Here is a 25,234-nt window from a genome sequence, read left to right as displayed (position 1 = left end):
CCTGGGAAAGGAAACCCTGCCGAGCGAGCGGTGGGCGCACTCGTACAAGGCACTGTAAGTGACCGCTTCAACCTTTACAGTGATCCTTTTCAGCGCTGCCGCTCCGGGGTGAGGACGGCTCCGGCGACTGACGACATTCGAATAGGGCTGCACCGGCCCTACGGAAGGTCCGCCAGGACTTCAGTCGTGCGACGCCGCGCTCGACCGGTGCCCGTGCCGCGACAGCACGCGGTAGACGGTTCGCTGGGTCGGTGCGGGGTCGCGGCCCGGCGGACGTCTCTTTGGTCGTGCGGGCCGCCCCCTGGTTGACGCGCGGCCATCAACGAGCTGCGGGAACTGGCGTCGGGCATCTACCCGCTCGTTCTGAAGAGAACCAGGATGGTTCAGAACGCCATGGCTACGCCCCTCACGGCTATGTCCCGATCAGACCTGCTCGGCACCATCATGAGGGAACACCGGGACAGCCTCGTCTCGTGCGCCGAGAAGATGCTGGGTGACCACGGACTCGCCGAGGACATCGTCCAGGAAACGCCGCCCGACCGGTGGCCCCCGGCCCTGGGCTGCGGCTTCGGCTTTTCCGCCATGGCGCGCGCCTTCCGACACATGTGACCTTGCCGAGCACGCGCGGCATCGTCGCCCGTTTAACCAGTGACGGTGCTGTCATGTGGGCCCAAGGCTGTCAACAACGGACCGTTCATGCACACGTATGAACTCGCCCGGAGCCACACCGCCGACCGGAACGGGAAGGCGGCTGTTAGCATCGGGGGGACGTTGACCGTTGATCGAGGAGTCACAGACGTGGTGGGTGAAGACGACATCTCCGGGTGAGATCCGGATCTGACGGCCACCGGCCGGCGCTCAGGAGCGCTGCCGAGGTGGTCCGTTTCGTCGTACCCCTTTTCCCACGTCTGCCCAGGGCAGAGGTCCAAGCTCTGCCCTCAGTCCCTTCGAGGTCGCCTCCATGTCCGACGCCGCGATCGTCTGCTCCAACCTCTCCTTCGCCTGGCCCGACGACACCCCGGTCTTCCACGACCTGTCCTTCACCGTGACCAGCGGCCGCACCGGCCTGGTCGCCCCCAACGGCTCCGGCAAGAGCACCCTGCTCAAGCTGATCGCCGGCGAACTGAAGCCCGCCACAGGCTCGTTGTCCGTCGCCGGCACTCTCGGTTACCTCCCGCAGAGCCTCCCTCTGACCGGCAACCTCACGGTCGCCGAGGTGCTCGGCGTCGCCGCGGTGATCCGCGCCCTGGACGCCGTGGAGTCCGGCGACGTCAGCGAGGAGCACTTCACCACCATCGGCGACGACTGGGACATCGAGGAGCGCACCCGCGCCCAGCTCGACCGCCTGGGCCTGGCCGACCTCACCCTGGACCGCAGCCTGAGCACGCTCAGCGGCGGCCAGGTCGTCTCCCTCGGCCTCGCCGCCCAGTTGCTCAAGCGCCCCGACGTCCTGCTGCTCGACGAGCCGACCAACAACCTCGACGTCGAGGCCCGGCACAAGCTCTACGACGTGCTGTCGGACTTCACCGGCTGCCTGCTGCTCGTCAGCCACGACCGCGCGCTCCTGGACCGCATGGAATGCATCGCCGAACTCGGCATCGACGAACTACGCCTCTACGGTGACAACTTCACCGCCTACGAGGAGGCCGTGCGGGCCGAGCAGGAGGTCGCTGAGAAGAACGTCCGCAACGCCGAGCAGGAACTCAAGCGGGAGAAGCGGGAGATGCAGCAGGCCCGCGAACGCGCCGAACGCCGGATGAGCAACGCCTCCAAGAATCTCAAGAACGCGGGTCTGCCCAAGATCTTCGCCGGCAACATGAAGCGCGGCGCGCAGGAGGCCGCGGGCAAGTCCGGCACGATGCACGCCTCCCGGGTCAGCGAGGCCAAGGCCCGCCTGGACGAGGCCGGACGCGCCCTGCGCAACGAGCAGCGCCTCACCCTGGAACTGCCCGACACCCAGGTACCCGCCGGGCGCAACCTCTTCCTCGGCGAGGGCATGCAGGTCCGCCTCGGGGACAGGGAGGTGTTCGCCCCCGGCGGGATCGATCTCACCGTCCGCGGCCCCGAACGCATCGCGCTGACCGGGCCCAACGGGGCCGGCAAGACCACCCTGATGCGGCTGATCACCGGCGACCTCACACCGGACGGCGGGGAGATCAAGCGCAACGACGGCCGGATCGCCTACCTCTCCCAGCGCCTGGACCTGCTGGACCTGGGCCGCACGGTCGCGGAGAACTTCGCCGCGTTCGCCCCCGAGCGGCCCGAGGCCGAGCGGATGAACCTGCTCGCCCGCTTCCTCTTCCGGGGCCCCCGGGCACACCTGCCGGTCGGGGTGCTCTCCGGCGGCGAACGGCTGCGCGCCACCCTGGCCTGCGTGCTGTGCGCCGAACCGGCCCCCCATCTGTTGCTGCTCGACGAGCCGACGAACAACCTCGACCTGGTCAGCGCGGGCCAGCTGGAGAGCGCGCTCAACTCCTACCAGGGCGCCTTCATGGTGGTCAGCCACGACGAGCGGTTCCTCGCCGAGATCGGTGTGAACCGCTGGCTGGGACTGGCCGACGGATTGCTCAAGGAGACGGGAGCCCCCGCGGTGTGAACCGCCGGCGTTGACGTGGCCCGCGTCCGAGGCACCGCGCCCCGCGGGCCGAACACCGATCACGTTGGACGGTTCCCCGTGCCCCAGCCGGGGGAGGCGGTCAGGGAGACGCCGTCCAGGACCTCCGTCCCGAGCAGCCGGTCGATGTTCCGCCAGGCCCGGATGATGGTCTCCTGGACGATGTCCTCGGCGAGTCCGTGGTCACCCAGCATCTTCTCGGCGTACGAGACGAGGCTGTCCCGGTGTTCCCTCATGATGGTGCCGAGCAGGTCTGATCGGGACATAGCCGTGAGGGGCGTGGCCATGGCGTTCTGAACCATCCTGGTTCTCTGTCGTGCAGTGACCGGGGGCCGGATGTAACCCCGCGCCCGCACTCTAGGCAGGGGCGAGTGCCACCGACGTGCCGCATGTGTGTCGCCGTAGTGCCGTGCTCCGCAGCCGACCGACACATGTGTCGAGAGAACCCTTGTCACCTGGGGTGACAGCCCCGGTAACCGATCCCCCGACGATCCGACCACAAACACGTATCTCCAGATCGATGCCACCGCGAGGAACATCCGAAAGGTATGGCCGAACGGTGATGACATCCCCTGATGGACGGCATCGCGCCGATGATTCCGTTCGGGCGGCCCACTGTCCCCGCGTTTGCCGGACTGCTGCTCGCCAGCAGCCCGAACGGCGCCTGCTGGTACGGCCATCGCGGCCTCACGCTCCTCCTCCCACTGCGTCGGACACGCACATCGTCACGGGTCTTGACAGGCAAGTGTCCTGCACAACAGCCTGGCAACGTTGTCAGAGCGCGGGGGGCCGCCCCGCACCGGCACACCGCGCCACCCCTTCTCACCCGCTGTGATTGGACGACTACACATGGCCGAACAGTCGCGTCCCTCGCGACACCCCTCCCGGCGCACCCTCGTCGCGACCGGCTCGACGTTGCTGGCCGGGTTCGGCCTCGGCACCGTCTTCGCACCTGCCGCCGAAGCCGCCGGCCGAACCGCGGGTGCGTCCGGCACCGCCGCCCCCGCCGCGCCCGGCGAACTCGCCGCCTACCGCCCGGTCCGGGTCTCCTCGCAGGCCTACGCCCCCGCTCCCGCCGAGTTCGTGGTGGACGCGCTGCCGGCTCAGGGAGTACGCGGCACCGGCTGGCGCGCCGAGGCCGGTGACCCGCAGTGGATCGAGGTCGACCTGCAGGCGGACTGCCGCGTCGACCGCGTCCGGCTCACCTTCGAGGCCGAAACCGGCGACCCGGTGTTCACTCCGCCGACCAGCGGCAACCCGCGCCAGGGCACCACCGGCAAGGAGATCCTCTCCAGCTACGCCACGGAGTTCGTCGTCGAGACCTCCCGCGACCACGACTCCTGGACCAGCGCGTACCGCACCACCGCCGGGACCGGCGGCGTGGCGGACATCCCGCTGGCGAAGCCCGTCACGGCGCGCTGGGTACGGATGACGGCCCACCGACGCTCCAGCCACAACCCCCTGGGCCTCAACGGCTTCGAGGTGTACGGCACCGCTCCGGGGCACCGCCCGAAGACCACCGGCTGGACCGCCTGGGGGACCCACCGCGGCGTCGCCCCGCGGCTCACGGTCGCCGCCGACGGCACAGTGCCACTGGAGTCGGGCTGGGCGCTCACCCTGGACGACTGGGCGGACGGTGACGGCGCGGCCCTGTCGCGGACCGGCGTGGACACGAGCCGCTGGCTGCCCGCAACCGTGCCCGGTACCGTCCTCGGCTCCCTCGTGGACCAGGGCAAGCTGCCCGACCCGGTCGCGGGCCTGAACAACCTGCGCATCCCGGAGGCACTGTCACGGCACTCGTGGTGGTACAAGCGGGACTTCGAACTGCCCCGAGGCCTCCGCACGGGACGGGGACGCCACATCTGGTTGGAGTTCGACGGGGTCAACCACAAGGCCGAGATCTGGCTCAACGGACACGGCGCGGGCGAGGTGACGTTCCCCTTCGCCCGCTCCGCCCACGACATCACCGACCTCCTGGCCGCCGAGGGCGGCAACGCGCTCGCCGTGCGGATCTCCCCCATGCCGGTGCCCGGCAGTCCCGGCGACAAGGGCCCGGAGGGCGAGGCCTGGGTGGATGCCGGCGCCAACACGATGAACCGCAACTCGCCGACGTACCTCGCCTCTTCGGGCTGGGACTGGATGCCGGCGGTCCGCGACCGCGCGGCCGGCATCTGGAACCACGTACGGCTGAGATCGACCGGCCATGTCGTGATCGGCGACCCGCGTGTGGACACCGTGCTGCCCGCGCTTCCGGACACATCGGTCGCCGAGCTCACCCTGACCGTCCCGGTGCGCAACGCCGACTCCGCCGACCACGAGACCACCGTCTCCGCCGCGTTCGGCGACGTCCGCGTCTCACGCACGGTCACCGTCCCGGCAGGGGAAGACATCGATGTCATCTTCGCCCCCGACGCGTTCGGCGCCCTGCGGGTGAAGAACCCCGACCTGTGGTGGCCCAACGGTCTGGGCGAGCCCACCCTGCACGACCTCACCCTGGTCGCCCGCACCGACGGCACCGAGAGCGACCGGCGTACCACCCGCTTCGGCATACGCCAGTTCGGCTACGAGTACGACACCCCTCTGAAGTTCACCCCCTCCTCCGACGCCTACACCCAGACCGTCCAGGTGGGTGTCCGCCGGGCCCGCCACGTCCGTGTCCGCTGCCTCACCCGGGCCACCAGCTGGGGCAGTTCCCTGTGGGCCCTGTCGGTCTTCGACAGCGCCCGCCCCGGAACCGACCTCGCCCTGCACGCCCCGGCGGAGGCCTCCACCACCGACGAGGACGCCCACGCGGCGGCCAACGTCACCGACGGTGACCCGAACACCCGCTGGTCCTCCGCCTTCGAGGACGACCAGTGGATCCGCGTCGACCTCGGCTCGGTGCAGTCCTTCGACCGGGTCGACCTGGTCTGGGAGCAGGCCTATGCGCGGACCTTCGTCGTCCAGGTCTCCGAGGACGGCGAGCAGTGGACGGATGCCGCGTCCGTGGACAACACGGCCGTCCCGCTGCCCTTCAACAGCGGTGACGCCAGCCTCCGGGTCACCGACTTCGAGGCCCGCACGGCCCGTCACGTCCGGCTGTCCTGCGGTCTGCGCAACACCAGCTGGGGCAACTCCCTGTGGTCCCTGGCCGTCATCGACAGCACCGAGCCGGGCACCGACCTGGCCCTGCGCCGGCAGGTGACCGCCTCCAGCGAGGAGGACGGCCACCCGGCCGCGCACGCCACCGACGGTGACGCCGGCACCCGCTGGTCCTCCGCCTACGAGGACCACCAGTGGATCCAGGTCGATCTCGGCTCCGCCCGGCGCTTCGACCGGGTGGCGGTCCTGTGGGAGCAGGCGTACCCGAAGACGTACACCATTCAGGTCTCCGACGACGGCGACACCTGGACCGATGTCACGACCGTCACCAACACCCCCGACCCACTGAAGATCAGCGTCAACGGCGTGCGGGTGCTGGTGCGCGGCGGCAACTGGGGCTGGGACGAGCTGCTGCGCCGGATGCCCGCCGAGCGGATGGACGCGGCGGTGCGGATGCACCGGGCCATGAACTTCACGATGATCCGCAACTGGGTCGGCAGCAGCAACCGCGAGGAGTTCTACGCCGCCTGCGACGCCCACGGCATCCTGGTGTGGAACGACTTCCCCAACGCCTGGAGCATGGACCCGCCGGACCACGAGGCGTTCCTGTCCGTGGCCCGCGACACCGTGCGGCGCTACCGCATCCACCCGTGCGTCGCGGTGTGGTGCGGCGCGAACGAGGGCAACCCGCCGGCCGCGGTCGACGAGGGCATGCGCAAGGCGGTCGAGAGCCAGGTGCCGGGCGTCCTCTACCAGAACAACTCGGCCGGCGGCATCGTCACCGGCGGCGGGCCCTACGGCTGGGTCGAGCCGGAACGCTACTTCGATCCGTCGACGTACGGCAGCAAGGACTTCGGCTTCCACACCGAGATCGGCATGCCCGTCGTCTCCACCGCCGCCAGCACCCGCGCCATGGTGGGCGACGACGGCCCGGAGTGGCCGATCGGCGGTGCCTGGTACCACCACGACTGGAGCGAGCGCGGCAACCAGGCACCGCACAACTACAAGGCCGCCGTCGAGACCCGCCTCGGCACGGCCCGCGACCTGGACGACTTCACGCGCAAGGCACAGTTCGTCAACTACGAGAACTTCCGCGCCATGTTCGAGGCCTGGAACGCCAACCTGTGGGACAACGCCAGTGGATTGATGCTGTGGATGTCCCACCCGGCCTGGCACAGCACGGTCTGGCAGACCTACGACTACGACTTCGACGTCAACGGCGCCTACTTCGGTTGCCGGAGCGCCTGCGAACCCCTGCATGTGCAGGCCGACCCGGTGAAGTGGCAGGTCATCGCGGTCAACCACACGCGCACGGCGCTCAAGCGCGCGACGGTGACAGCGGAGACGTACGACCTGTCCGGCCGCCGGATCGCCGCTGTCCGACGGGCGCACGTGGACGTGGACCCCGCGACTTCGGCGACGGCGTTCACGGCCGCTTTCGGGGACGACCTGCCGGACCTGCACCTGCTGCGGCTGACGCTCACGGACGAACGGGGCCGGGTGCAGTCCCGCAACACCTACTGGCGCCACCGCACCCCGGAGGCATTGCGGACACTGAACCAGGTCCGGCAGGCCGGACTGTCCGCCTCTCTCACACAGGTGTCACGCGACGGAGACCGGCGTACGGCGACCGCCACGGTCCGCAACCGCGGCTCCGTGGTCGCCGCGATGGTCCGGCTCTCCCTGCTGGACGAGGACGGCAACCGGGTCCTGCCGACGCTCTACGACGACAATTACCTGTGGCTGCTGCCCGCTGAGACCCGCACGGTGACCCTGTCGTGGCCCGCCTCCGCCCTGCCCTCGGGCCGGCCGAAGCTGCGGGCCGAGGGGTACAACACGTCCCCGGTCACGGTGCGCGGCTGAGCGCGAGGAGGGGTCCGGGGGCCGTCAGACGCTGCGTTCGTAGCTGGCCCACGCGATGTGCGACTCGTGCAGTGTCACGACCACCTCGCGGATCCCCCGGGCCCCCTCCCCCAGCGCTCCGCCGTGGATCGCCTCGACCAGGCGGTCCGCGATCACTTTGGCGAGGTACTCCGTCGAGGTGTTGACCTGGTGGAACCGCTCCTCGTCGTCGAGGTTGCGGTAGTTGAACTCGCCGATCCTTTGCCGAGTTCAGCGGTGGCCAGGCCGATGTCGACGACGATGTTGTCGTCGTCCAGCTCCGGGCGCCGGAACGTCGCGTCCACGACGAACGTCGCCCCGTGCAGCCGCTGGGCCGGACCGAAGACCGCGCCGCGGAAGCTGTGGGCGACCATCATGTGGTCGCGCACGGTGATGCTGAACAAGGGTCCTCCAGGTGGAAGTGTGCGCTCAGCAGGAGCATATCCGGCGCACATGTGAACCAGATGCGCGCTCCTAACGTGTCCATCATGTGCCGGAAGGTCCTGAGCCCGGGTCGTCTCCCGGCACACCCTCCCTCTTCCCCTTCCGGGGACGTGCGGAGAGGATGTGCGCGCCGCCCGCGGGTGGCTTCACCGGCGAGGGAGGACGATGGAGACGTCACGGACAGGCCGTCTGGAAAACGTCCTTGCCGACTTCGCCGAGCGGTACGCCACTCTGTCCAGGGCCCGGGAACAGCCGAGGGCGCTGACGGTGACGACGCGTTCCCGGAACGGCGTCGTCGAGGTCACTGTCGGTGCCCACGGCCGGCCGGTGCGGGTCCGGTTCGTCGACCAGCGGTTCCGTGGGATGGCTGCCCCGCAGCTTCGCGACAGCGTCCTGGAGGCGCTGACGACGGCCCGGGCCGAGGTCGCGGCCCGTGCTGCGGCCGTGATGGCGGCCGCCGACCTCCTGCCCGCGCTGCCCGCACAACCCGGGCCCGGGAGCGAGCCGGCACGGTCGCGGCCGCAGGGACCGCTGTGGGGCCGCACCTCCGCGCCGCGCACTCCTCTGCCGCCGGAGCTGCGCGAGGCCGTCACGAAGACACCCATGTTCGTCTGCTCACACGTTGCTCCGGTGGACGAAGACGCCACCTAGAGGAACGGGCCGGCCTCCGCCGGATCCCACGTACGACTCACTTCCCCTCCCCGCCGCCGGTTCTCCGGACCGCCCGTGCGCGCTATGCCACCATCTGCGGCTGGCGGTCCACCTCCGCCAGCACCGAAGGCCCCCGGACGTCTCCCCCCATCCCCCGGACGGCGCAGCACAGCCCCCACACATACAACGATCGCCAAGGTTCGTCACTGCGGTGGTTCTACGACACACTTACCGGGCAGTACCTACGAAGGGCACCTCGTACGAGTGATGTCGTCGCACCTCAAGGAGGCCAAAAAGGGTCCACACTTCCGACATGCACAGGCACATCAGCGCCTACCGTGAAGAGTGGGCATGCCGGACGAATCATCCTGCGCTGACACTTTTCCGCACGGGACCCTCGGGCGTGGGTACCATGCGCAACGTCATTCATATCGAGGGAGTGAACGGTTGTGACCAGCCAATCAGCCGCCACGCTCCGATCGCGGTACGTAGCACAAGCCGCATCGGACCTGGAGGAGAACCGCCGGCGACAGCAGGAGCTGGCGGAGAGGATGAGCGTCTTGAAGCAGGAGGAGGCCCTCCTCGCGGACATCCTCACCCTCGCCGAGCGGTACGAGGGTTTCGCGGACGCCACCCGTCTGCCCGAGCAGTTGCAGGACGAGCCGAGCGTCGCGAAGACGAAGCAGGCTCCGGCCAAAGCCGCCGCACGACGCCCCGCGTCGGCCAAGTCCGCCACGGCCACCCAGACGGCGAAGGTTGGTGCGAAGGGGAAGTCGCGCCAGCCTCTGCTCGGTGACCTGTTGGCGGAACTGCTCGGCCAGTACGACGAGCCGCGTCTGGCGAAGGAGCTACGGGACGAACTCCTGGAGAAGCACCCGGACCGCAACCCCACCCCGCAGGTGGTGCGCAACACCCTCGAGTCCCTGGTCGCCAAGGGCCGTATCCGGCGCCACAAGCAGCAGCGCTCCGTCATGTACACCCTGGTCGAGCAGGACGGGACGGACACCGACTGACACCGACGACGGTCGGTCGGCCGACGGGTGCCCTGAAGGCCCGACCAGGACGGCGGCGTCCGAGGGCACCCGGCACACATGTGCAGGAGACGGGTGTGCAACCTCACTCGCGTCGCGTACGCCTGCGGGCGCGCCCCTGCAGCGCGCCTACGCCCGCCATACGTTGTCGAACGCCGCCTGCTCGACGTCCCGCCGCAGCCGCACGGCCTCCAGTTGCGTCACCGCGTCGCCCACGGCGGCCAGCACGGTCGTGACCGCGTCCCCGTCGAGACTCTCGGCGGCCTCGTCCGACTCCTCCTCGATGCCCGCGGCGGCCAGCAGCGCGGCGAGGACGGGCTCACCTGTCGCCCTGCGCTCCTCCGCCCCGTGGCGGGCCTGCGATTCGGCCAGGACCGTGCGGGTGGACCTGAACCCGAGGTGACCCCGTGGGTGGATGACCAGCCCGGCCCGCTCCAGGTCGTCGACATAGGCCGCGGCGAGTTCGCCGCCGCGCCGCCACAGCCACTCGGCAACCGTGTCGTACGGCTCCCGGCGAATGAGCGAGGCGGCCGCCTGGTCCAGCAGACGGTCACCGGTCGCCACCGGCGGGCCGGGCACCATGCGGTCGCCGTCCAGGCGCAGTGCCCCGCTCTTCAGGAGGTCGATCGCCTCGGCGCCCGCGAGCGCCAGGGACAGGTCTCCCTGTGCCACGGACCGCTCGGCCGGCAGAGCCAGGGCGACCAGGGTGAGGTCGCGTGCGGTGGTCATGAGTCCCTCCTCGTCTCCAGCAGGCGCAGCCACACCTCGCTGATGGTGGGGAAGGCGGGCACGGCGTGCCACAGACGCTCGACCGGCACCTCCCCGGTGATGGCGACGGTGGCCGAGTACAGCAGTTCGGCGACGCCCGGTCCGACGAAGGTGGCGCCGACGACGACCTGACGGTCCCGGTCGATGAGGATCCGCGCCCTGCCCCGGTAGTCGGGGCGGTACTGGACGGCGCCCGCGAGGTGCCCGATCTCGTAGTCGACGACCTCGACGTCCCGCCCGGTGCGCTCGGCCTCGCGGACGGTCAGGCCCACGGAGGCGATCTCGGGGTCGGTGAAGACGACGCCGGGGACGGCCTCTACGTCGGCCGTGCTGCTGTGCGGGGCCCAGCGGCCGATGTCCAGCCGCTCGCCCCGGGCACGGGCGGCGATCACGGCGCCGGCGACACGGGCCTGGTACTTGCCCTGGTGGGTGAAGAGGGCCCGCCGGTTGACGTCGCCGACGGCGTACAGCCAGTTGCCGGGAACGGCGGTGACGGTGAGGCTGTCGTCGGTGGTGAGCCGGTCCCCCGGGTTCAGTCCGACGGTGTCCAGGCCGATGTCCTGCGAGCGCGGGGCGCGGCCGGTGGCGAAGAGGATCTCGTCGGCGGTGATCACACCACCGTCCGACAGGGTCACCCGGACCTCGTTCCCGCCTTCGCCCACCCGCTCCGCGCCGACGACGGAGACGTTGAACCGCACGTCCGCGCCGGCCTCCCGCAGCCGTTCGGTGACCATCTCGCCCGCGAAGGGCTCCGTCCGCGGCAGCAGTCCGTCGCCCCGGGCGAGCAGGGTCACCCGGCTGCCCAGGGCCTGCCAGGCGGTGGCCATCTCGACCCCCACCACACCGGCGCCCACGATCACCAGGCGCTGCGGCGGCCGCTGGGCACTGGTCGCCTCCCGGCTGGTCCAGGGCCGCAGCTTCTCGATCCCGGGCAGCGCGGGCAGGGCGGCGCTGCTGCCGGTGCAGACGGCGACCGCGTGCCGGGCCCGCAGCCGGACGGTGTCGCCCGCGGGGGTCGTCACGGACACCTCCCGCTCCCCCGTCAGCCGGCCGTGACCGCGCACCAGGTCGATGCCAGCCGACTTGATCCACTCGACCTGGCCGTCGTCCTTCCAGTCGGCCGACATGCGGTTGCGGTGCGCCAGGACGGCCTCGACGTCCAGCGGTCCCTTGACGGCGGGGTCCAGGCCCGGGACGTGCGCGGCATCGGCGCGCAGCAGGACGGGGCGCAGCAGGGCTTTGCTGGGTTCGCAGGCCCAGTACGAGCACTCGCCGCCGGCCAGTTCGCTCTCCACGATGACAGTGCTCAACCCGGCGGCGGTGGTGCGGTCCGCGACGTTCTCGCCGACCGGGCCTGCGCCGATCACTATGACGTCGTAACTACGGGTGTTCTCGGTCGGCATGAGTCCTCCGGTGACCGGTTGCCGGTGGGATGGCTGGGGGTGGAGCGGGGCTCAGCGACCGGGGGCGCGCTCGGTGACCTCCTGCAGGAACCACTCGTTGCCGTCGACGTCCTTGAAGGCCGCGAAGGTGCCGTAGCTGGCCCGCTCGGGGTGCACGCCGGGCACCCGGTGCGTGTCACCGGCATGGTGGAAGGCGCCGGTCTCGTCGCGGAACGGGCCGGATACCTCCACACCGCGGGAGGTCAGCTCCTTCTGTGCCTTGAGGATGTCCGTGACGGTCAGCTGAAGGCCGTGGAGCGTGCCCGCCTCCTGCTGGGTGAGGCCCTCCCCGAAGATGATCGAGCACTCGGAACCGGGCGGGGTCACCTGCACGATCCGGTAGCCGTCGTTGATCGGGAAGTCGGCGTCGAGGCGCCAGCCGAGCTGCTCCACGTAGAAGCCCTTGGCCCGGTCGACGTCGGCGACGGGCAGGATGACGACTTCGAGCTTCATGTCCATGTCTGTGATCTCGCTTTCGGATGCTTCGTTCTCATACGCCGGCGGGTGCCGTGCGCTCAGTGTCGGCCGACATACGTGCACGGCCTCAGTCACCTGTCGGATGCTTCGTTCTCATACGCCGGCGGGTGCCGTGCGCTCAGTGTCGGCCGACATACGTGCACGGCCTCAGTCACCTGACGGTGTGTTTCGTCCGGACCCCGTTCCCGGGCCCTTGAGCCATGTCGTCACCGGAGCCGGAGCACCTTAGGGCGCTTGGATACGTGTGAAGGATTAAGGCTCTGCCACCGGCCAGGTGTGCGGAGACCTCTCGACTGATCGCGGAAGGACAGATCTTGGGAGGACCCGTCCCCGCCTCCCGCGCCGGCCGCGCGCTGACGGTGGGTGTCGCGCTGCTCTCCGCCGGAGCCACCCTCGCCCCGGTCGGAACGGCTGTGGCGAGTACGACCACGGAGGGCCGGCAGAGGTGGACTACGTCACCGTCGACGACTCGTACGCCTCGGCGCCGCCCGTGCCCACCCAGGTCGACGGGACCTGTCAGCGTTCCGACCGGAACCAGCTTTCGTTGGTGGCGCGTTCACGGTCCGCGAGACTGACGGACGTCAGCAGGTGACCGGTCCGGGACGATCCGGTGCCGGACGGGTCATCCGCCGGTCACAGGAAGTGGAAGGCGGACGGGCCGTATCCCGAGAGGGCCGCGCTCTCCGCCCAGTTCCACACCTGCGTGTCGGTCGGCCGGTCCCGGTTCTCGGGGTTGTTCGCCTCCGCTCGGGGCTTCCGCTCGCGGTGACACCATCGCGGTCGGAGCGGGCCCTCGAGGCGATCCGTACGTGGGTGTGCGTCATGGAGACCGTGTCCTGCCCTAGCTCGGCGGTCGGGGTGCGGCTGGGGGTGGCGGGTCCCGTGCCGGGGGAAGGGGCACGGGACCCGCGGCTCGGAGGGACGGATCAGGCGGCGGCGCTGGCGTTGATGACGACCGGGATGTTGTCGCGCGTGGCCTTGGAGTACGGGCAGATCTGGTGGGCGGCCTGCGCGAGCTCCTGAGCGGTGGCCTGGTCGACACCGCCGAGGACGGGGTTGAGGACGGCGGAGAGTGAGAACTCGCCGTCGTCGCCGTGGGTGAGCGTTATCTCGGCGGTGATGGTGGTGCTGGTGACCCGGATCTTGCGGGTGGTGGCCGCGCGGCGCAGGGCGCCGAGGAAGCAGGCGGCCCAACCGGCGGCCAGGAGCTGCTCGGGGTTGGTAGCGGTGCCGGCGCCGCCGAGCTCCTTGGGGAGGGCGAGGCTGGTCTCCAGCAGACCGTCGGAGGAGCGGACGTGGCCGCCGTTCCGGCCCTCTCCGTCGACGTCGACAACGGCGGTGTAGCTGACTGCCATGACTGGTGCTCCCCATCTGGGTCGAAGGTCTTGGGATGCCTGCTGACCTGGACACTTTGCGCGTCACCGGTTGAGGCGGTGACGCAATCATGGCAGCCACTACGTCACCCGTCAAGCCGGTGATGAACGATTGCGTGGGTTCACATGTCTCCTGTCGCACTTGTCACACGTCTCAGGGCTCCGTGCGCCGGCGGTGCGGTCCGCCGCGTCCCTGTTCGGCCGCGCCCACCTGCTCGCCGGCTGATCCTCCGACGGCCGGAACGGCAGCCGCCCAGGGAACTCGTCGCCAGGCAGGTACCAGCTAGGTAGGGCCGGAGGACATGACGGTCTCGGACGGCTCCGCGCTCGTGGCGGTTGTGGCAAGATCCGCGACACCCGGCTCAGGGTCCACGCCGTCGCCGAGCAACTGCGCTCTTTTGAAATCTGAGCCGCGGCGGACTGTCGTACGTGGTGGTGCGGCTCAGCGGCTCGGGTCGAGCAGGAGCTTGCCGGAGGTGCGGCGCGACTCGATGTCGGCGTGGGCCTGCGCGGCGGCGCCCAGCGGATAGCGCTCGCTGATCTCGATCCGCAACCTGCCCTCGCGGATCTTGTCGAAGAGGTCTCCGGCGTGCTGGAGCAGCAGCGCGCGGTTGTGGATGTGGTCCGCGAACACGGCGTAGGTGAGTTTGACGCCCTTGGGCAGGTCGAACAGCCGGACCGTGGGGAGGTCACCGATCAGAGGGCCGTCGTAGACCAGGGTGCCGACCCGTCGCAGGACCGCGGCCGAGGACCAGAACGTGGCGGCGCCGCCGCCGTCGAAGACCGCGTGCACTCCCTCGCCACCGGTCAGCTCCATGACCCGGTCCACGAAGTCGCCGCCCGAGGAGACGAGGACGTCGTCCGCACCGGCCGCCTTCGCGGCCTGGACCTTCTCCTCGCGGGAGACGAGGCCGATCACGCGCGCGCCGCGCAGCTTGAGCAGCTGGGTGACGAGGCGCCCGACCCCTCCCGCGGCCGAGTGCACGAGCGCGGTCTCGCCCTCGGCCAGGGCTGCGGACTCGGTGACGAAGTGGTGCGCGGTGAGTCCCTGCATCATGGTCGCGGCGGCGACGTCGCTGGGGATGCCGTCCGGGACGGGGACGACCCCGGCGGCGGGGACGGCGATCCTCTCGGCGTAACTGCCTTGGACGTAGGGCCAGGCCACCCGGTCTCCGATCGTGAAGCCGCCGACGCCCTGGCCGGGGAGGCGAGGAGGAGGACGGCCTCGGCGACGTCATCCGGCTCGTCCAGGCGGCCCAGGGCGTACTGGGCGGTCAGGAGCCTCTCCGGCTGAGGACCGGCGAAGGTCGCGGCGGACGTGAGGTCGGCGGAGACCACCCACGGCCTCCGGCCCGGGCCGGGCATGTCTCGGGGTTCACCGCGGACTGCGTCTCTGTGCCGTCCGATCAGTGCCTCACGGGCGTCGGCGCCGGCCGACGGCTGCCACACTCGCCCCCACTGGCCGGGCCGCCGCCGGCCACGGCGGTGCGGCCTGGCGGCGGCCTGGTGGGCGGGCTTTCGGACCTGTCGGTTCCCGTGCGGGAGGTGGCCCGGATGGGGTGTCAGCCGGCGGGACGGCGGTAGGCGCCGTACCACCAGATCCGCCCGAGTTCGCGGGCGAAGGCGGCGTCGCCGCTGCCGTCGTCCACGGCGATGTGGTGGGCGATCGCCTGGGCACCTCCCCAGACGATGATCCGGCTCGCCGCGACGGCGTCGAGGTCGGCCGGTGTCGAGCCGGCGGCCTGTTCGGACCGCAGGGTCCGCAGTACGGCCTCGTCGAACCCTTCGAGGTCGGCGGTGTAGAAGTCGCTCACCGCGGGGTCGTAGGAGGCCGCCTCGCGAACCGCTGTGATCACCCCCTGGTGGGCGCGGTGGATGGTGATCACTTCCGTGAAGAACCGGGCGAACCGGTCGGCGCCGCCCTCCTCGGGACCCGGGGCCCACTGCCGCGCCAGCTCCAGAAGTGACTCGCGCAGTTCGTCGGTGAGCCGCACCAGGATGTCCGACTTGCCGTGGAAGTGGGCGTAGAAGGTGGCCCGGGAGACACCGGCCTCCTCGATGATCCGCTGGACGCTGATCTCGGAGAAGGGCTCGCCGGAATCGAGCAACCGTTGCAGGGTGGCCAACAGCTGGGCCCTGGTCGCGGCCGTCCGCGCGGCATGGTGGTCCGCCTGACGGCGGGTCACGGGTCTCATGAAGCACCTTCCGGTTGTCGCACTGAGGGGGCGTTCCCCCACACCACGGTAGGTGCCCGACCCGCGCGCTTCGCGAACGGTCCGGAAGGCGCGGGCCGGTCCCGTGCTTCCGGGGTGATCCGCGATCGCCACGAGGCTTGCACGTACTCGCGGGCGTGAGAGGAGAAGGGCGCATGGTGACCCGGGCCCAGCACACTGTGTCGGCGCGCTCGGCCGGGGTCTCGGCGAGCGCCCCGGTGAGGGAGACGTCGCTTTGCGGGATCACCTGGCTGTTGGGGACGGTCCGCCGTCCCACCCGGGTGAGTGGGCCGCATCGGACGGAGCGGCCGCGGCCTCTTCGGCCATGTCCGGTACGGTCGTTCATCTCGTTCCTTCGCATCGTCCGAGCGGCCGTCCCGGTCGTTCCCGGCGAGGTGAACAGGGGCGCGGGAAGGTCAGCTCACCACAGGGAGTGCGTAGTCCCACAGGCGGTCCGCGCCGACCGGGTCGACCGACCACCTGGCGACGCCCGCCATCACGTCGGGGCCGCCCTCTACGACCTCCGCTTCCTGGTTGTCCTCGAAGTACCGTCCGGTCACGCCGTCGAGGAGGGGGGAGGCCGCCAGCAGAACCGTGGTGGCGGCGCCCTGGGCCGGGGTCTTGTAGTAGTCGGGGGTGAGGAGGTCGCCGTCCTCGTCCATGGCGCCGAAAGCCTGCATGGTCGCCTTGTCGAGGTGGCGTTGCAGGTTGGTGTGGATGAATCCCGGTGCGCAGGCGTTCGCGGTGATGCCGTGTTCGGCCCAGCGGCGGCTCATTGCGACGGCGAGCATCACGTCGGCGGTCTTGGACTGGGCGTAGGCGGCGAAGGGGTCGTAGGGGCGTCGCTCGAACTGCGGATCGTCGAAGTCGAAGCCGGCCCGCAGCTGGGCGCCCGAGCTCACCAGGACGACGCGGGACTCGCCGGCCGCCTGCAGAGCGGGGCGCAGGCCGACGGCCAGGGCGAAGTGGCCGAGGTAGTTGATGGCGAGCTGCATCTCCCACCCCTGGGCGTTGACCTGCCGGGTCGGGAGCATCATCACGCCCGCGTTGGCGACGAGGGCGTCGACCGGCCCGCTCCAGTCGTCGCAGAAGGCGCGGACGGAATCTAGATCGGCGAGGTCGAGTGCGACGGCCCGCGTTCCCGGCAGCGCCTCGACCAGCGGTTCGGCGGCAGCGGGGTTCCGGGTGGCGATGGTCACCTGCGCGCCCGCGCCGGCGAGCGCGCGCACCGTCTCGGCACCGAGGCCGGAGGCCCCACCGGTGACGATCATGCGGCGCCCGCTGAGATCTACTCCGTCGAGCACCTCCGCAGCGGTGGTGCGCATGCCGAAGGGAGTTGTTGTCAGCGTCATAACTGGTGCCATGCCTTCAGAAGGGGATGGTTTCGCGCGGTCGGCGGCATACGTCCTGTGTCGCGTGCGCCAAACGCCGCGCGAGAGTAACCATACAACGTGTTCAGACATGAAGGCTGGTATGCCGTCTCGCCGAACACGTCCTGGCCCACGGCGACCAGGTGGTGGCGACGGCCGGATCGACGCAGGCCACCACCGAACTGGCCGCGCGCTACCCGGAGACCGCGCCGGCGGTCAGGCTCGACGTCACCGACACCGGGACCGCATCGAGGCCGTGCGTGCCGCGGAGGCGCGCTTCGGGAGCGGCACAGGACTACGCCGCCACGGCCGGGGCCTTCCGCGCCATGCGGAGCAGCCTCACGCGCCGGAGTTGTTCCCCGGGGATCGGGAGGGTGCCGCCGAGGCGATCCTCCAGGCCGTCAGCGCCCAGGCGACGGCCCACAGGCTCGTGCTGGGCAGTGACCACGCCCAGCGGCGTATCGGTACCGGCGTCAACCTCGACCAGCTGCGGGCCGAGTTCGAGGCGGGCCGGGAGCCGGCGTTCAGTACGGACTTCCCGGGGGACGCGGACAACGCGGTGCTCTGAGCGGGAACAACGCGCCGGCGGCAGATGGATCGGGCCACCTGCCGCCGTCGGCGTTCGTCGTGTGCTGGGCGGTGCGTACGGTTCGGGGTCAGACGGTGATGGTCTTGTACTCGGTGTAGGTGCCGAGGCCGACCGCGCCGTATTCGCGTCCGATGCCGCTGGCCTTGAAGCCGCCGAACGGGCCGTCGAAGGCGACGGAGGCACCGTTGATCGTGATGGTGCCGGTGCGCACGCGGCGGGCGACCGCGAGGGCGTGCTCCTCGTCGGCGGACCAGACGCCGCCGGACAGACCGTACTCGGAGTCGTTGGCGATGCGGACGGCCTCGTCCTCGTCGTCGTAGGCGATGACCACCAGGACCGGGCCGAAGATCTCCTCCTGCGCGATGCGCATGGACTTGTCGACGTCGGCGAAGACGGTGGGCGTGACGTAGTTGCCCTTCTCCAGGCCCTCGGGGATCTGGGGGCCGCCGGTGACCAGACGGGCACCCTCCTCGATGCCGAGCCGGATGTAGTTGCGCACCCGCTCCTGCTGGTCGGGGCGGATCATCGGGCCGATGAAGGTGTCGGGGTCGTTGGGGTCGCCGACCTTGAGCGACTCCACCAGGTCCTTCAGTCCCGCCACGACCTCCTCGTAGCGGCTGCGCGGGGCGAGGATCCGGGTCTGTGCGATGCACGACTCGCCGTTGTTGAGCAGGGAGCCGAACTTCACGCCCTCGACGGCCTTGTCGATGTCGGCGTCGGGCAGGATGATCGCGGCAGACTTTCCGCCCAGTTCCAGGCTGACCCGCTTGAGCTGCTCGCCGGCGATCGCGGCGATGCGGCGGCCGGCCCGCGTGGAGCCGGTGAAGGCGATCTTGTCGACGTCCTTGTGCGACACCAGGTACTCGCTGGTCTCCCGGTCCGCGGGCACGACGCTGATCACACCCTCGGGCAGGCCCACCTGTTCCAGCAGTTCGGCCAGGAATCCCATGCTCAGCGAGTTCTCCGGGGACACCTTCAGGACCACGGAGTTGCCGGCCACCAGAGCCGGGATGATCTTCGAAGTGGCCGAGGAGAAGGGTGAGTTCCAGGGGATGACGGCGGCGACGACGCCGACCGCCTCGCGGCGCACCACGCTGCGTACCGGGGACGCCGGGTCGGAGGGGACGAGCGTCTCCTCCCAGGCGAACTCCTCGGCCGCCTTCAGGTAGGCGTTCGCCTGCCGGGTCAGACCGGGCTGCCCGGCCCGGGTGAACCAGCCTGCCGAGCCGTTCTCCTGCGAGATCAGGTGGGCGATCTTCTCCGCGTTCTCCTCGCGGAGCGTGTTGAACCGCCGCAGGGCGGCGATGCGCTCCGCGGGCGGGGTAAGACGCCACTCGCCCGCCTCGAAGGAGGCCCGTGCCGCGGCGACCGCGCGGTCGACGTCCGCCGGCTGCGCCTGTGCGGCGCGGCCGACCACCGACCGGTCGTGCGGTGAGGCGATGTCGAGCAGCTCCGGGTTGCTCGGCTCGACCCAGGTGCCTCCGATGAAAAGCCGACCGTAGGTGATCATGTGCTTTCTCTCTTCCGGGTGCTTTCGGTGCGGTCTACAGGGCACCCCTTCTAACTGCCACTTCAATGTAGCACTTCTATCAGTTAAGTTCTCACACTGTGACAATAAAGCGTCCATTCTCTACATCGGGGGTACTCTTGAGGCGTGAGAGCCGATGCAGCGCGCAACCTGGTAGCCGTCCTGACCACCGGCGCACGCATGCTCGCCGCCGACCCCGGCGCGAGCATCGCCGCCGAGGCGGGAGTCGACCGGCGCACCGTCTACCGCCGCTTCGCCTCCCGCGAGGACCTCCTCGCCGCATCTACGAAGCCCGCCTCACCGCCATCGAGCACGCCATCGACGACGCCCGACTCCGCGAGGCACCCGTCGCCATCGCCCTGCACCGCTACGTCGAGAACGTCATCACCGTCAGACTGGCGGCGCCGGCCGTCTCGGTCGCGCCGTTGGCGGTGCCGCTGACCATCATCCTGGAGCACGGCGCCTTCGCCGACGGCTCCAGTTGGAACGGCGTCATCGCCGACCTGCGCGCCGGTGGCTACCCGGTCATCGCCGCCGCCAATCCGCTGCGCGGCCCGGCCTCCGACGCCGCCGCCCTGCGCACGGTCCTCGACCACGTCGAGGGCCCGAAGATCGTCGTCGGCCACTCCTACGGCGGCAACGTCATCAGCCAGGCCGCCACCAACGACCCCGAGGTCAAGGCCCTGGTCTACGTCGCCGCCTTCCTGCCGGCCCCCGGCGAGAGCGCCCTGGAGCTCACCAACAAGTACCCGGGCTCCACGCTCCCCGGCACCCTCGACCCGGTCACCTACCAGCAGGCCGACGGCTCAACCGCCACCGATCTGTACATCCAGCAGGACAAGTTCCATCACCAGTTCGCCGCGGACGTGCCCGCCCGGCAGGCCGCCCTGATGGCCGCCGGGCAGCGTCCCATCGCCCAGGCCGCCCTGGAGGAGAAGGCCACCAGCGCGGCCTGGAAGACCAAGCCCGGCTGGGACATCGTCACCACCGAGGACCTCAACATCCCCGTCGCCGTGCAGCGCTTCATGGCCAAGCGTGCCCACGCCCACACCACCGAGGTCGCCGCCTCCCACTCGGTCGCCGTCTCCCACCCGCACCTGGTGGCCGACGTCATCGAGCGCGCAGCCCGCGCCACCGTCCGCTGACACACCTCGGAGGGCGGCGGGACCAAAGTGTTCCCCCGCCCTCGGGCGACATCACGGCACCCACCGGCACACCGCACATGTGTGCGCTCCGCAGGAGAATCGACGTCATGAGCTCACATCACGACCCGCATGCCCTCGGTGCCTTTCTCCGGGCCCGTCGAGCGCAGCTGGACCCGCTCGCGTACGGTCTGCCGGATACGGAATCCGCGCGCCGGGGCGCCGGACTGCGCCGCGAGGAGGTCGCCCGGCTCGCCGCGATCAGCGTGGACTACTACACCCGCCTCGAACAGGGCCGCGTCCGCGCCTCCACCCCCGTCCTGGCCACCCTGGCCCGCGCCCTGCGCCTCGACGACGACCAGCAGACCTACCTCTACGAACTCGCCGGCCGCACCGACGACCGCCCACGCCGCCGCCGCACCACCCAACGCCTACGCCCCGCCATGCGTCGCCTGCTCGACCAACTCACCCACACCCCCGCCCTCGTCCTCGGCAAACGCCTCGACATCCTCGCCTGGAACCCCGCCGCCACCGCCCTCTACACCGACTTCGCCGCCGTACCGGCCGACCGCCGCAATTATCTGCGCCTGCTGTTCACCGACCCCGTGATGCGGGGGCTGCACCAGGAGTGGTCGCATGACGCCCGCGATGCGGTGGCCGCCCTGCGGATGGAGGCGGGCACCGATCCCGACGACCCGGACCTGGCCCGTCTGGTCGGCGACCTGACCATCCGGGACGCCGACTTCGGCACCTGGTGGGCCGAACACCGCGTCAACAGCGCGACCTACGGCACCAAGCACTACCGCCACCCCCTGGTCGGTGACCTCACCCTGGACTGCGACACCTGGTCCGGCGCCGACGGCTCCGGACAGCGCCTGATGGTCCTGACCGCCGAACCCGGCAGCCCGTCCCACGACGCCCTGCGCATCCTCGCCTCCTGGACCGCGCAGCGGACGGAGCCCGACACGGCGAAGGACACGACCCGATAGCGTCCCGGGCGAGTGAACCCGCACGCCCGTGTCTCCTGGACGAACGAGTCCGATGTCGGGGCCGGTGCGCGAGCTCGAGGAGAGGACGCTCAAGATCATGTTGTGGCGCAAGACCTGAACCCCCCTTGACCGCGCTGTACCTGAAGATCGACGAGAGGGGAGGGACCCGGTGGAGGGGACGGCCGCCGCTGCTGACCGACTCCGAGCTCGTCGCCTTGCCGTGGCGCAAGCCCTGCTCCGCAGGTACAGGTCCAGGCACGCCGCTCGCGCAGCGCGACGGCGAGGTTTCCAGGTACGTGGCTCAGGGGTACAGGCCGGCCCGGAAGGTGAACGAGACGAGTTGCGCTCGATCACGTGCGCCGACCTTCGTCATGGCCCGCACCGCATGCGTCTTCACGGTGAACGGCGACACGGACATCTGGGCCGCGATCTCGTCGTTGCCGAGACCGCTCGCGACGAGAACGACCACGTCCCGCTCCCTGGGTGTCAGAGAGTCGAAGCGTCGCAGCAGCTCCTGGTCGATCACCGGGGGCGGACTGTCGGTCATGTGACCGATGAGCGCGGCCGTCGCGGCGGCCGACAGCGCACCGCCACCGCCGACGACCTCGGTGATTCCGGCGACGAGTTCAGCGGGGCTCACGGTCTTGCTCAGGAAACCGTTGGCGCCCGCGCGAAGGGCGGCGAGAACGATGTCGTCCCGGTCAAAAGTGGTCAGCACGATCACCCGGATCTTTTCGGGTGGGTGCTCTTTGCGGATCCGGCGGGTGGCTTCGACACCGTCGATGCCGGGCATCCGGATGTCCATCAGGACCAGGTCGACGGGGTGGTCCCGGAGGAAGGGGACGACCTGCAGTCCATCGGAGAGATCACCCGCAACAACGAGACCTGGGTCGAGCCGGAGCATCGCTTTGATGCCGACCCTTATCTCGTCCTGGTCGTCGACGATCAGGATCCGCGTCATCGGACGACGGCTCCCAGGGGGCTGAACTCCGCATGGACCCGGAATCGCCCGTCGTCACTGTCGATCGTCAGCCGCCCGTTGGAGGACTCGACGCGTTCGCGCATCCCCACGAGTCCGAGTCCGCTGCCCGAGCCGGAGCCGGAGCCCCGCAGTGAGCGACCGACGCGGTTCTCCACGGTGACGCAGATCCTGCCGTCGCGCTCGCGCACATCCACAGTTGCCGCCCCCTCTCCATGCCGGTAGGCATTCGTGAGTGCTTCCTGAACGACCCGGTAGACCGTCACGCCGACACTGGGCTCCACGAAACCGGCGGGAATGTCGATGGAGGGATGGACGTCGAGGCCGATGCTCTCGAAAGAGGCGATAAGGCCTTCCAGCCCGCTGAGCGCCGGGGTCGGCCGGAGCGCCTCGTCGTCGCAGACGTCGTCTCCGAGGCGGAGAAGGGCGAGGATCCGTTGCGTTTCGACGACGACCGTGCGGGCGCTGGACCTGGCTGAGACGAGGGCCTGCCGGGAAGATTCGGCGTCTTCGGGCAGCCCGATCTCCGCGGCACCGAGATGCAGGCTCAGCATCGCGACCTGGTGGCCGATGACGTCGTGGAGGTCCCGGGCGATGCGGAGTCGTTCCTCGGTCACCCGTCGGGTGGCTTCGATCTCGCGGGTGGCGATGGCGCTTTCGGCCCGTCCCTCCAGGGTGCGCCAGTGCTCTCGATGGATGCGCAGCGCGGCCCCTGTCGCACCTCCTGCTATGGCTGAGAAGAGTGCGGCGGCTCCCACGATCGCGCCGCCACGGAATCCTCCCAGCGTCATGAACGCGCCCAGGAAGAACGCCGCCACGATGCCGGTTCCGGCCAGCGGCTGCTTCCCCCTGAGGGTGACCGAGAACAGCACGAGCACCGCCATCATCCACACCGACAGGGGGTCGTGGCCCACCGCTGTGACGGCGAAGGACGCCGCGCTCGTCACGACCAGTCCTGCCCACGGCCTCCACCATGAGAGGGCGGCACCGCCACCGGCGAGGAGCACGGAGAGGGCCGTCGGCCAATCCGCCCCTCGCAGGATCACTGCCACGATCTGGCCGGTGAACACCAGCGCGGCCACCGAATAGGCGACGAGGTGCAGCACCTCGGGGCGGCGGACCCACAGGGGTGCCACGGGCCCGTCCTGATTGCTCTGCGCCTTGACCATGGCCTGATTCTCGTCGATGTGTGCTGCGGCCGTGTACTTCGAATGATGTAGACGGCGAGCCCGGTCCGTGCGATGGGGACGGCAGAACTCATTCGATTCGAAGTGGATGGCAAACCTACTTCGTTCGAAGTACACGGCGCCTCCCGAGGCCGCTGAGACTCCTCATCGAGGCGACCGTCTCACACCATCACGATCACAGATCGGGACACCCGATGACTCAGACCACCGTGACTTCGAGCACGACCACGACCACGACGACGCCCTCCGGGCTCCGATCGCTCTACCTGATTCGAGTCGCCTTCTCCCTGATCTGGGTGGCACTCATCGTCACGACCTCCGCCTCGCTCGTGTCGACGGACAAGCCCACAGTGATCGCGGCCGCGCTGCTCGTCATCTACCCCTTGTGGGACGTCATCGCCACGCTCCTCGAGCGTCGCATGGCCGGCACCGGCTCCACGGACCGCGTGGGTACCACGAACATGGCTCTCGGCCTTGCCACCACCGCCGGGATGATCATCGCCGTCTTCGCCACCATCGGCACGGCCCTGCTCGTGTTCGGCATCTGGGCCGTCCTTTCCGGAGCGATCCAGCTCGTCGTGGCGATCCGGCGCCGACACACCGTCGGCGCCCAATGGCCCATGATCATCAGCGGCGGACTGTCCGTCCTCGCCGGTGCCTCCTTCGCTGCCATGTCCGCCTCGGCGACGAGCAGCCTGTCCACCGTCGCCGGATACTCAGCCTTCGGCGCCTTCTGGTTCCTTGTCTCCGTCATCGCCCTGAGCATCCGCAGCCGACGCGAAAAGCGTTGACCACTGCCGTCGGAGCCACCGCCTCTCCCGGAGGCGCGGCGTCCTCGGCACATTCGGCGTCGAGCAGATCGACCCGCTGATCCTGCACCGGCCCGCGCCGGACCGGGCCGGACTGACGGGATTCGTGATCGCCGGAACCTCGCTGGGCGCGGCCGTCGCGGTCGCGGTCGCCGCCCGCCATCCCCGCCGGGTCCGGGGCCTGTTCCCCTTCTGCGGGTTCGCCCGGCGCGGCGGGAGTGCAGGGTTCTCGGCGTAGCCTCACCACGTTCAGTCCGTCAGATGCTCCAGGACCACGGTGGCGAGACGGAGCGCTGCGTGCAGTTCCGTCACCTCCGCGACAGTGGGGCGGACGACGGCGGACCAGTCGCCGCGCAGGCCCGGCCAGAGCGCCAGCAGGACCTGGGCGCCGGCGAGGCCCAGATGGGCCGTGACGTCCGTGCGGTCCTCGCCCGCGGGTCTCCAGGACAGCAGGACGCGGCCCTGCGGATGCGGGACGGCTCGCTCCGGGACCTCCAGGTGGCCATGAGCCTGCCGTGCACCGGCGTCACGATCGCACCCCGCACGTCCGTCGGCATGGGCGCCCGTGTCAGCGTGGACAGCTCGACGGGCGTCACGCCGGGGCCGGCGCCCCGTACCAGGGTGAGAACGGGGCGGCCTGCGCGGTCGGCCTCGGCCGGCGCGGCC

Annotated in this window: 21 protein-coding genes and 2 pseudogenes; 10 read left to right on the top strand and 13 right to left on the bottom strand. The window is 70.3% G+C overall.

The window, feature by feature from the left end:
- Positions 1–89 precede the first annotated feature (89 nt).
- Positions 90–225, bottom strand: a pseudogene (locus ACIHAR_RS02190) (IS5/IS1182 family transposase); the annotation flags it as partial.
- 189 nt (positions 226–414) lie between these two features.
- Between ACIHAR_RS02190 and ACIHAR_RS02185 the strand changes: the two are divergent.
- Together ACIHAR_RS02185 and abc-f are read left to right on the top strand one after the other, a co-directional pair.
- Positions 415–609 carry a hypothetical protein gene (locus tag ACIHAR_RS02185; protein ID WP_400016023.1) on the top strand — a complete coding sequence of 65 codons (195 nt, stop codon included), beginning with the start codon at positions 415–417 and terminating at the stop codon, positions 607–609.
- Between the two features lie 352 nt (positions 610–961).
- Complete coding sequence (abc-f, locus tag ACIHAR_RS02180) at positions 962–2,596, top strand: ribosomal protection-like ABC-F family protein (protein ID WP_400016021.1); 1,635 nt, start codon at positions 962–964, stop codon at positions 2,594–2,596.
- A gap of 59 nt (positions 2,597–2,655) precedes the next feature.
- Here abc-f and ACIHAR_RS02175 read toward each other — a convergent pair whose 3' ends face one another.
- Entirely contained in the window at positions 2,656–2,880 is a 225-nt protein-coding gene (locus ACIHAR_RS02175) for a sigma factor (RefSeq protein WP_365471514.1), read from the bottom strand.
- A gap of 583 nt (positions 2,881–3,463) precedes the next feature.
- Here ACIHAR_RS02175 and ACIHAR_RS02170 point away from each other — a divergent pair.
- Positions 3,464–7,558, top strand: coding sequence for a discoidin domain-containing protein (locus ACIHAR_RS02170; RefSeq protein ID WP_400016019.1), 4,095 nt, complete (start codon positions 3,464–3,466; stop codon positions 7,556–7,558).
- A 24-nt stretch (positions 7,559–7,582) separates the two neighbouring features.
- On the opposite strand, the pseudogene ACIHAR_RS02165 reads toward ACIHAR_RS02170, so the two are convergent.
- Positions 7,583–7,980 (bottom strand): annotated as a pseudogene (locus tag ACIHAR_RS02165) (6-pyruvoyl trahydropterin synthase family protein).
- A gap of 205 nt (positions 7,981–8,185) precedes the next feature.
- Here ACIHAR_RS02165 and ACIHAR_RS02160 point away from each other — a divergent pair.
- Both ACIHAR_RS02160 and ACIHAR_RS02155 read left to right on the top strand, forming a co-directional pair.
- Positions 8,186–8,671, top strand: a complete 486-nt coding sequence (locus ACIHAR_RS02160) for a YbaB/EbfC family nucleoid-associated protein (RefSeq protein WP_400016018.1) — start codon at positions 8,186–8,188, stop codon at positions 8,669–8,671.
- A 449-nt stretch (positions 8,672–9,120) separates the two neighbouring features.
- Complete coding sequence (locus ACIHAR_RS02155; RefSeq protein ID WP_400016015.1) at positions 9,121–9,684, top strand: hypothetical protein; 564 nt, start codon at positions 9,121–9,123, stop codon at positions 9,682–9,684.
- Positions 9,685–9,831: 147 nt separating this feature from the next.
- Here ACIHAR_RS02155 and ACIHAR_RS02150 read toward each other — a convergent pair whose 3' ends face one another.
- From ACIHAR_RS02150 to ACIHAR_RS02120, 7 genes are all read right to left on the bottom strand, one after another.
- Complete coding sequence (locus ACIHAR_RS02150; protein WP_400016013.1) at positions 9,832–10,431, bottom strand: GPP34 family phosphoprotein; 600 nt, start codon at positions 10,429–10,431, stop codon at positions 9,832–9,834.
- Positions 10,428–11,873 (bottom strand): dihydrolipoyl dehydrogenase family protein, encoded by a 1,446-nt coding sequence (locus ACIHAR_RS02145; protein ID WP_400016011.1) that lies wholly within the window; start codon positions 11,871–11,873, stop codon positions 10,428–10,430. The genes ACIHAR_RS02150 and ACIHAR_RS02145 overlap by 4 nt, the downstream gene beginning before the upstream one ends.
- A gap of 51 nt (positions 11,874–11,924) precedes the next feature.
- The gene (locus ACIHAR_RS02140) at positions 11,925–12,371 is read right to left on the bottom strand and encodes a VOC family protein (RefSeq protein ID WP_365471532.1); all 447 of its coding nucleotides are present in this window, start codon (positions 12,369–12,371) and stop codon (positions 11,925–11,927) included.
- 944 nt (positions 12,372–13,315) lie between these two features.
- Positions 13,316–13,744 carry an organic hydroperoxide resistance protein gene (locus tag ACIHAR_RS02135; protein WP_400016009.1) on the bottom strand — a complete coding sequence of 143 codons (429 nt, stop codon included), beginning with the start codon at positions 13,742–13,744 and terminating at the stop codon, positions 13,316–13,318.
- A gap of 460 nt (positions 13,745–14,204) precedes the next feature.
- A complete protein-coding gene (locus ACIHAR_RS02130; protein ID WP_400016007.1) occupies positions 14,205–14,927 on the bottom strand; it encodes a zinc-binding dehydrogenase in 723 nt (240 codons plus the stop codon).
- Between the two features lie 397 nt (positions 14,928–15,324).
- Positions 15,325–15,957 carry a TetR/AcrR family transcriptional regulator gene (locus ACIHAR_RS02125; RefSeq protein WP_365471543.1) on the bottom strand — a complete coding sequence of 211 codons (633 nt, stop codon included), beginning with the start codon at positions 15,955–15,957 and terminating at the stop codon, positions 15,325–15,327.
- Between the two features lie 434 nt (positions 15,958–16,391).
- On the bottom strand, positions 16,392–17,327 hold the full coding sequence (locus ACIHAR_RS02120; protein ID WP_400016004.1) for an SDR family NAD(P)-dependent oxidoreductase: 936 nt from the start codon (positions 17,325–17,327) through the stop codon (positions 16,392–16,394).
- Between the two features lie 370 nt (positions 17,328–17,697).
- On the opposite strand from ACIHAR_RS02120, the gene ACIHAR_RS02115 reads away from it, so the two are divergent.
- Complete coding sequence (locus ACIHAR_RS02115; protein WP_365471549.1) at positions 17,698–17,913, top strand: hypothetical protein; 216 nt, start codon at positions 17,698–17,700, stop codon at positions 17,911–17,913.
- An 88-nt stretch (positions 17,914–18,001) separates the two neighbouring features.
- Here ACIHAR_RS02115 and ACIHAR_RS02110 read toward each other — a convergent pair whose 3' ends face one another.
- Positions 18,002–19,444, bottom strand: coding sequence for an aldehyde dehydrogenase (locus ACIHAR_RS02110; protein WP_400016002.1), 1,443 nt, complete (start codon positions 19,442–19,444; stop codon positions 18,002–18,004).
- A 198-nt stretch (positions 19,445–19,642) separates the two neighbouring features.
- On the opposite strand from ACIHAR_RS02110, the gene ACIHAR_RS02105 reads away from it, so the two are divergent.
- From ACIHAR_RS02105 to ACIHAR_RS02095, 3 genes are all read left to right on the top strand, one after another.
- Positions 19,643–19,903 (top strand): helix-turn-helix domain-containing protein, encoded by a 261-nt coding sequence (locus ACIHAR_RS02105; RefSeq protein WP_400016334.1) that lies wholly within the window; start codon positions 19,643–19,645, stop codon positions 19,901–19,903.
- Complete coding sequence (locus ACIHAR_RS02100; protein WP_400016000.1) at positions 19,888–20,607, top strand: alpha/beta fold hydrolase; 720 nt, start codon at positions 19,888–19,890, stop codon at positions 20,605–20,607. The genes ACIHAR_RS02105 and ACIHAR_RS02100 overlap by 16 nt, the downstream gene beginning before the upstream one ends.
- 107 nt (positions 20,608–20,714) lie before the next feature.
- Complete coding sequence (locus ACIHAR_RS02095; protein WP_400015998.1) at positions 20,715–21,593, top strand: helix-turn-helix domain-containing protein; 879 nt, start codon at positions 20,715–20,717, stop codon at positions 21,591–21,593.
- Positions 21,594–21,894: 301 nt separating this feature from the next.
- On the opposite strand, the gene ACIHAR_RS02090 is transcribed toward ACIHAR_RS02095, so the two are convergent.
- On the bottom strand, positions 21,895–22,554 hold the full coding sequence (locus tag ACIHAR_RS02090; RefSeq protein WP_400015994.1) for a response regulator: 660 nt from the start codon (positions 22,552–22,554) through the stop codon (positions 21,895–21,897).
- Positions 22,551–23,876 carry a sensor histidine kinase gene (locus tag ACIHAR_RS02085; RefSeq protein WP_400015992.1) on the bottom strand — a complete coding sequence of 442 codons (1,326 nt, stop codon included), beginning with the start codon at positions 23,874–23,876 and terminating at the stop codon, positions 22,551–22,553. The genes ACIHAR_RS02090 and ACIHAR_RS02085 overlap by 4 nt, the downstream gene beginning before the upstream one ends.
- A 92-nt stretch (positions 23,877–23,968) precedes the next feature.
- On the opposite strand from ACIHAR_RS02085, the gene ACIHAR_RS02080 reads away from it, so the two are divergent.
- Positions 23,969–24,550, top strand: a complete 582-nt coding sequence (locus ACIHAR_RS02080) for a DUF308 domain-containing protein (protein ID WP_400015991.1) — start codon at positions 23,969–23,971, stop codon at positions 24,548–24,550.
- Positions 24,551–25,234: the final 684 nt, after the last annotated feature.

Origin of the sequence: Streptomyces sp. NPDC052016, assembly GCF_044548445.1 — a bacterium.
In the GTDB taxonomy this organism is placed as follows: domain Bacteria; phylum Actinomycetota; class Actinomycetes; order Streptomycetales; family Streptomycetaceae; genus Streptomyces.
Note: the sequence above shows the minus strand (reverse complement) of the source record. Positions and strands in the feature narration are given on the sequence as shown.

Bases quoted from the DNA above. Each gene is read 5' to 3' on its own strand.
- ACIHAR_RS02095 (WP_400015998.1), top strand. From the start codon at position 20,715: ATGAGCTCACATCACGACCCGCATGCCCTCGGTGCCTTTCTCCGGGCC.
- ACIHAR_RS02090 (WP_400015994.1), bottom strand. From the start codon at position 22,554: ATGACGCGGATCCTGATCGTCGACGACCAGGACGAGATAAGGGTCGGC.
- ACIHAR_RS02175 (WP_365471514.1), bottom strand. From the start codon at position 2,880: ATGTCCCGATCAGACCTGCTCGGCACCATCATGAGGGAACACCGGGAC.
- ACIHAR_RS02135 (WP_400016009.1), bottom strand. From the start codon at position 13,744: ATGGCAGTCAGCTACACCGCCGTTGTCGACGTCGACGGAGAGGGCCGG.
- ACIHAR_RS02105 (WP_400016334.1), top strand. From the start codon at position 19,643: ATGCTCGCCGCCGACCCCGGCGCGAGCATCGCCGCCGAGGCGGGAGTC.
- ACIHAR_RS02125 (WP_365471543.1), bottom strand. From the start codon at position 15,957: ATGAGACCCGTGACCCGCCGTCAGGCGGACCACCATGCCGCGCGGACG.
- ACIHAR_RS02120 (WP_400016004.1), bottom strand. From the start codon at position 17,327: ATGACGCTGACAACAACTCCCTTCGGCATGCGCACCACCGCTGCGGAG.
- ACIHAR_RS02110 (WP_400016002.1), bottom strand. From the start codon at position 19,444: ATGATCACCTACGGTCGGCTTTTCATCGGAGGCACCTGGGTCGAGCCG.
- ACIHAR_RS02150 (WP_400016013.1), bottom strand. From the start codon at position 10,431: ATGACCACCGCACGCGACCTCACCCTGGTCGCCCTGGCTCTGCCGGCC.
- ACIHAR_RS02160 (WP_400016018.1), top strand. From the start codon at position 8,186: ATGGAGACGTCACGGACAGGCCGTCTGGAAAACGTCCTTGCCGACTTC.
- ACIHAR_RS02145 (WP_400016011.1), bottom strand. From the start codon at position 11,873: ATGCCGACCGAGAACACCCGTAGTTACGACGTCATAGTGATCGGCGCA.
- ACIHAR_RS02185 (WP_400016023.1), top strand. From the start codon at position 415: ATGTCCCGATCAGACCTGCTCGGCACCATCATGAGGGAACACCGGGAC.
- ACIHAR_RS02170 (WP_400016019.1), top strand. From the start codon at position 3,464: ATGGCCGAACAGTCGCGTCCCTCGCGACACCCCTCCCGGCGCACCCTC.
- abc-f (WP_400016021.1), top strand. From the start codon at position 962: ATGTCCGACGCCGCGATCGTCTGCTCCAACCTCTCCTTCGCCTGGCCC.
- ACIHAR_RS02140 (WP_365471532.1), bottom strand. From the start codon at position 12,371: ATGGACATGAAGCTCGAAGTCGTCATCCTGCCCGTCGCCGACGTCGAC.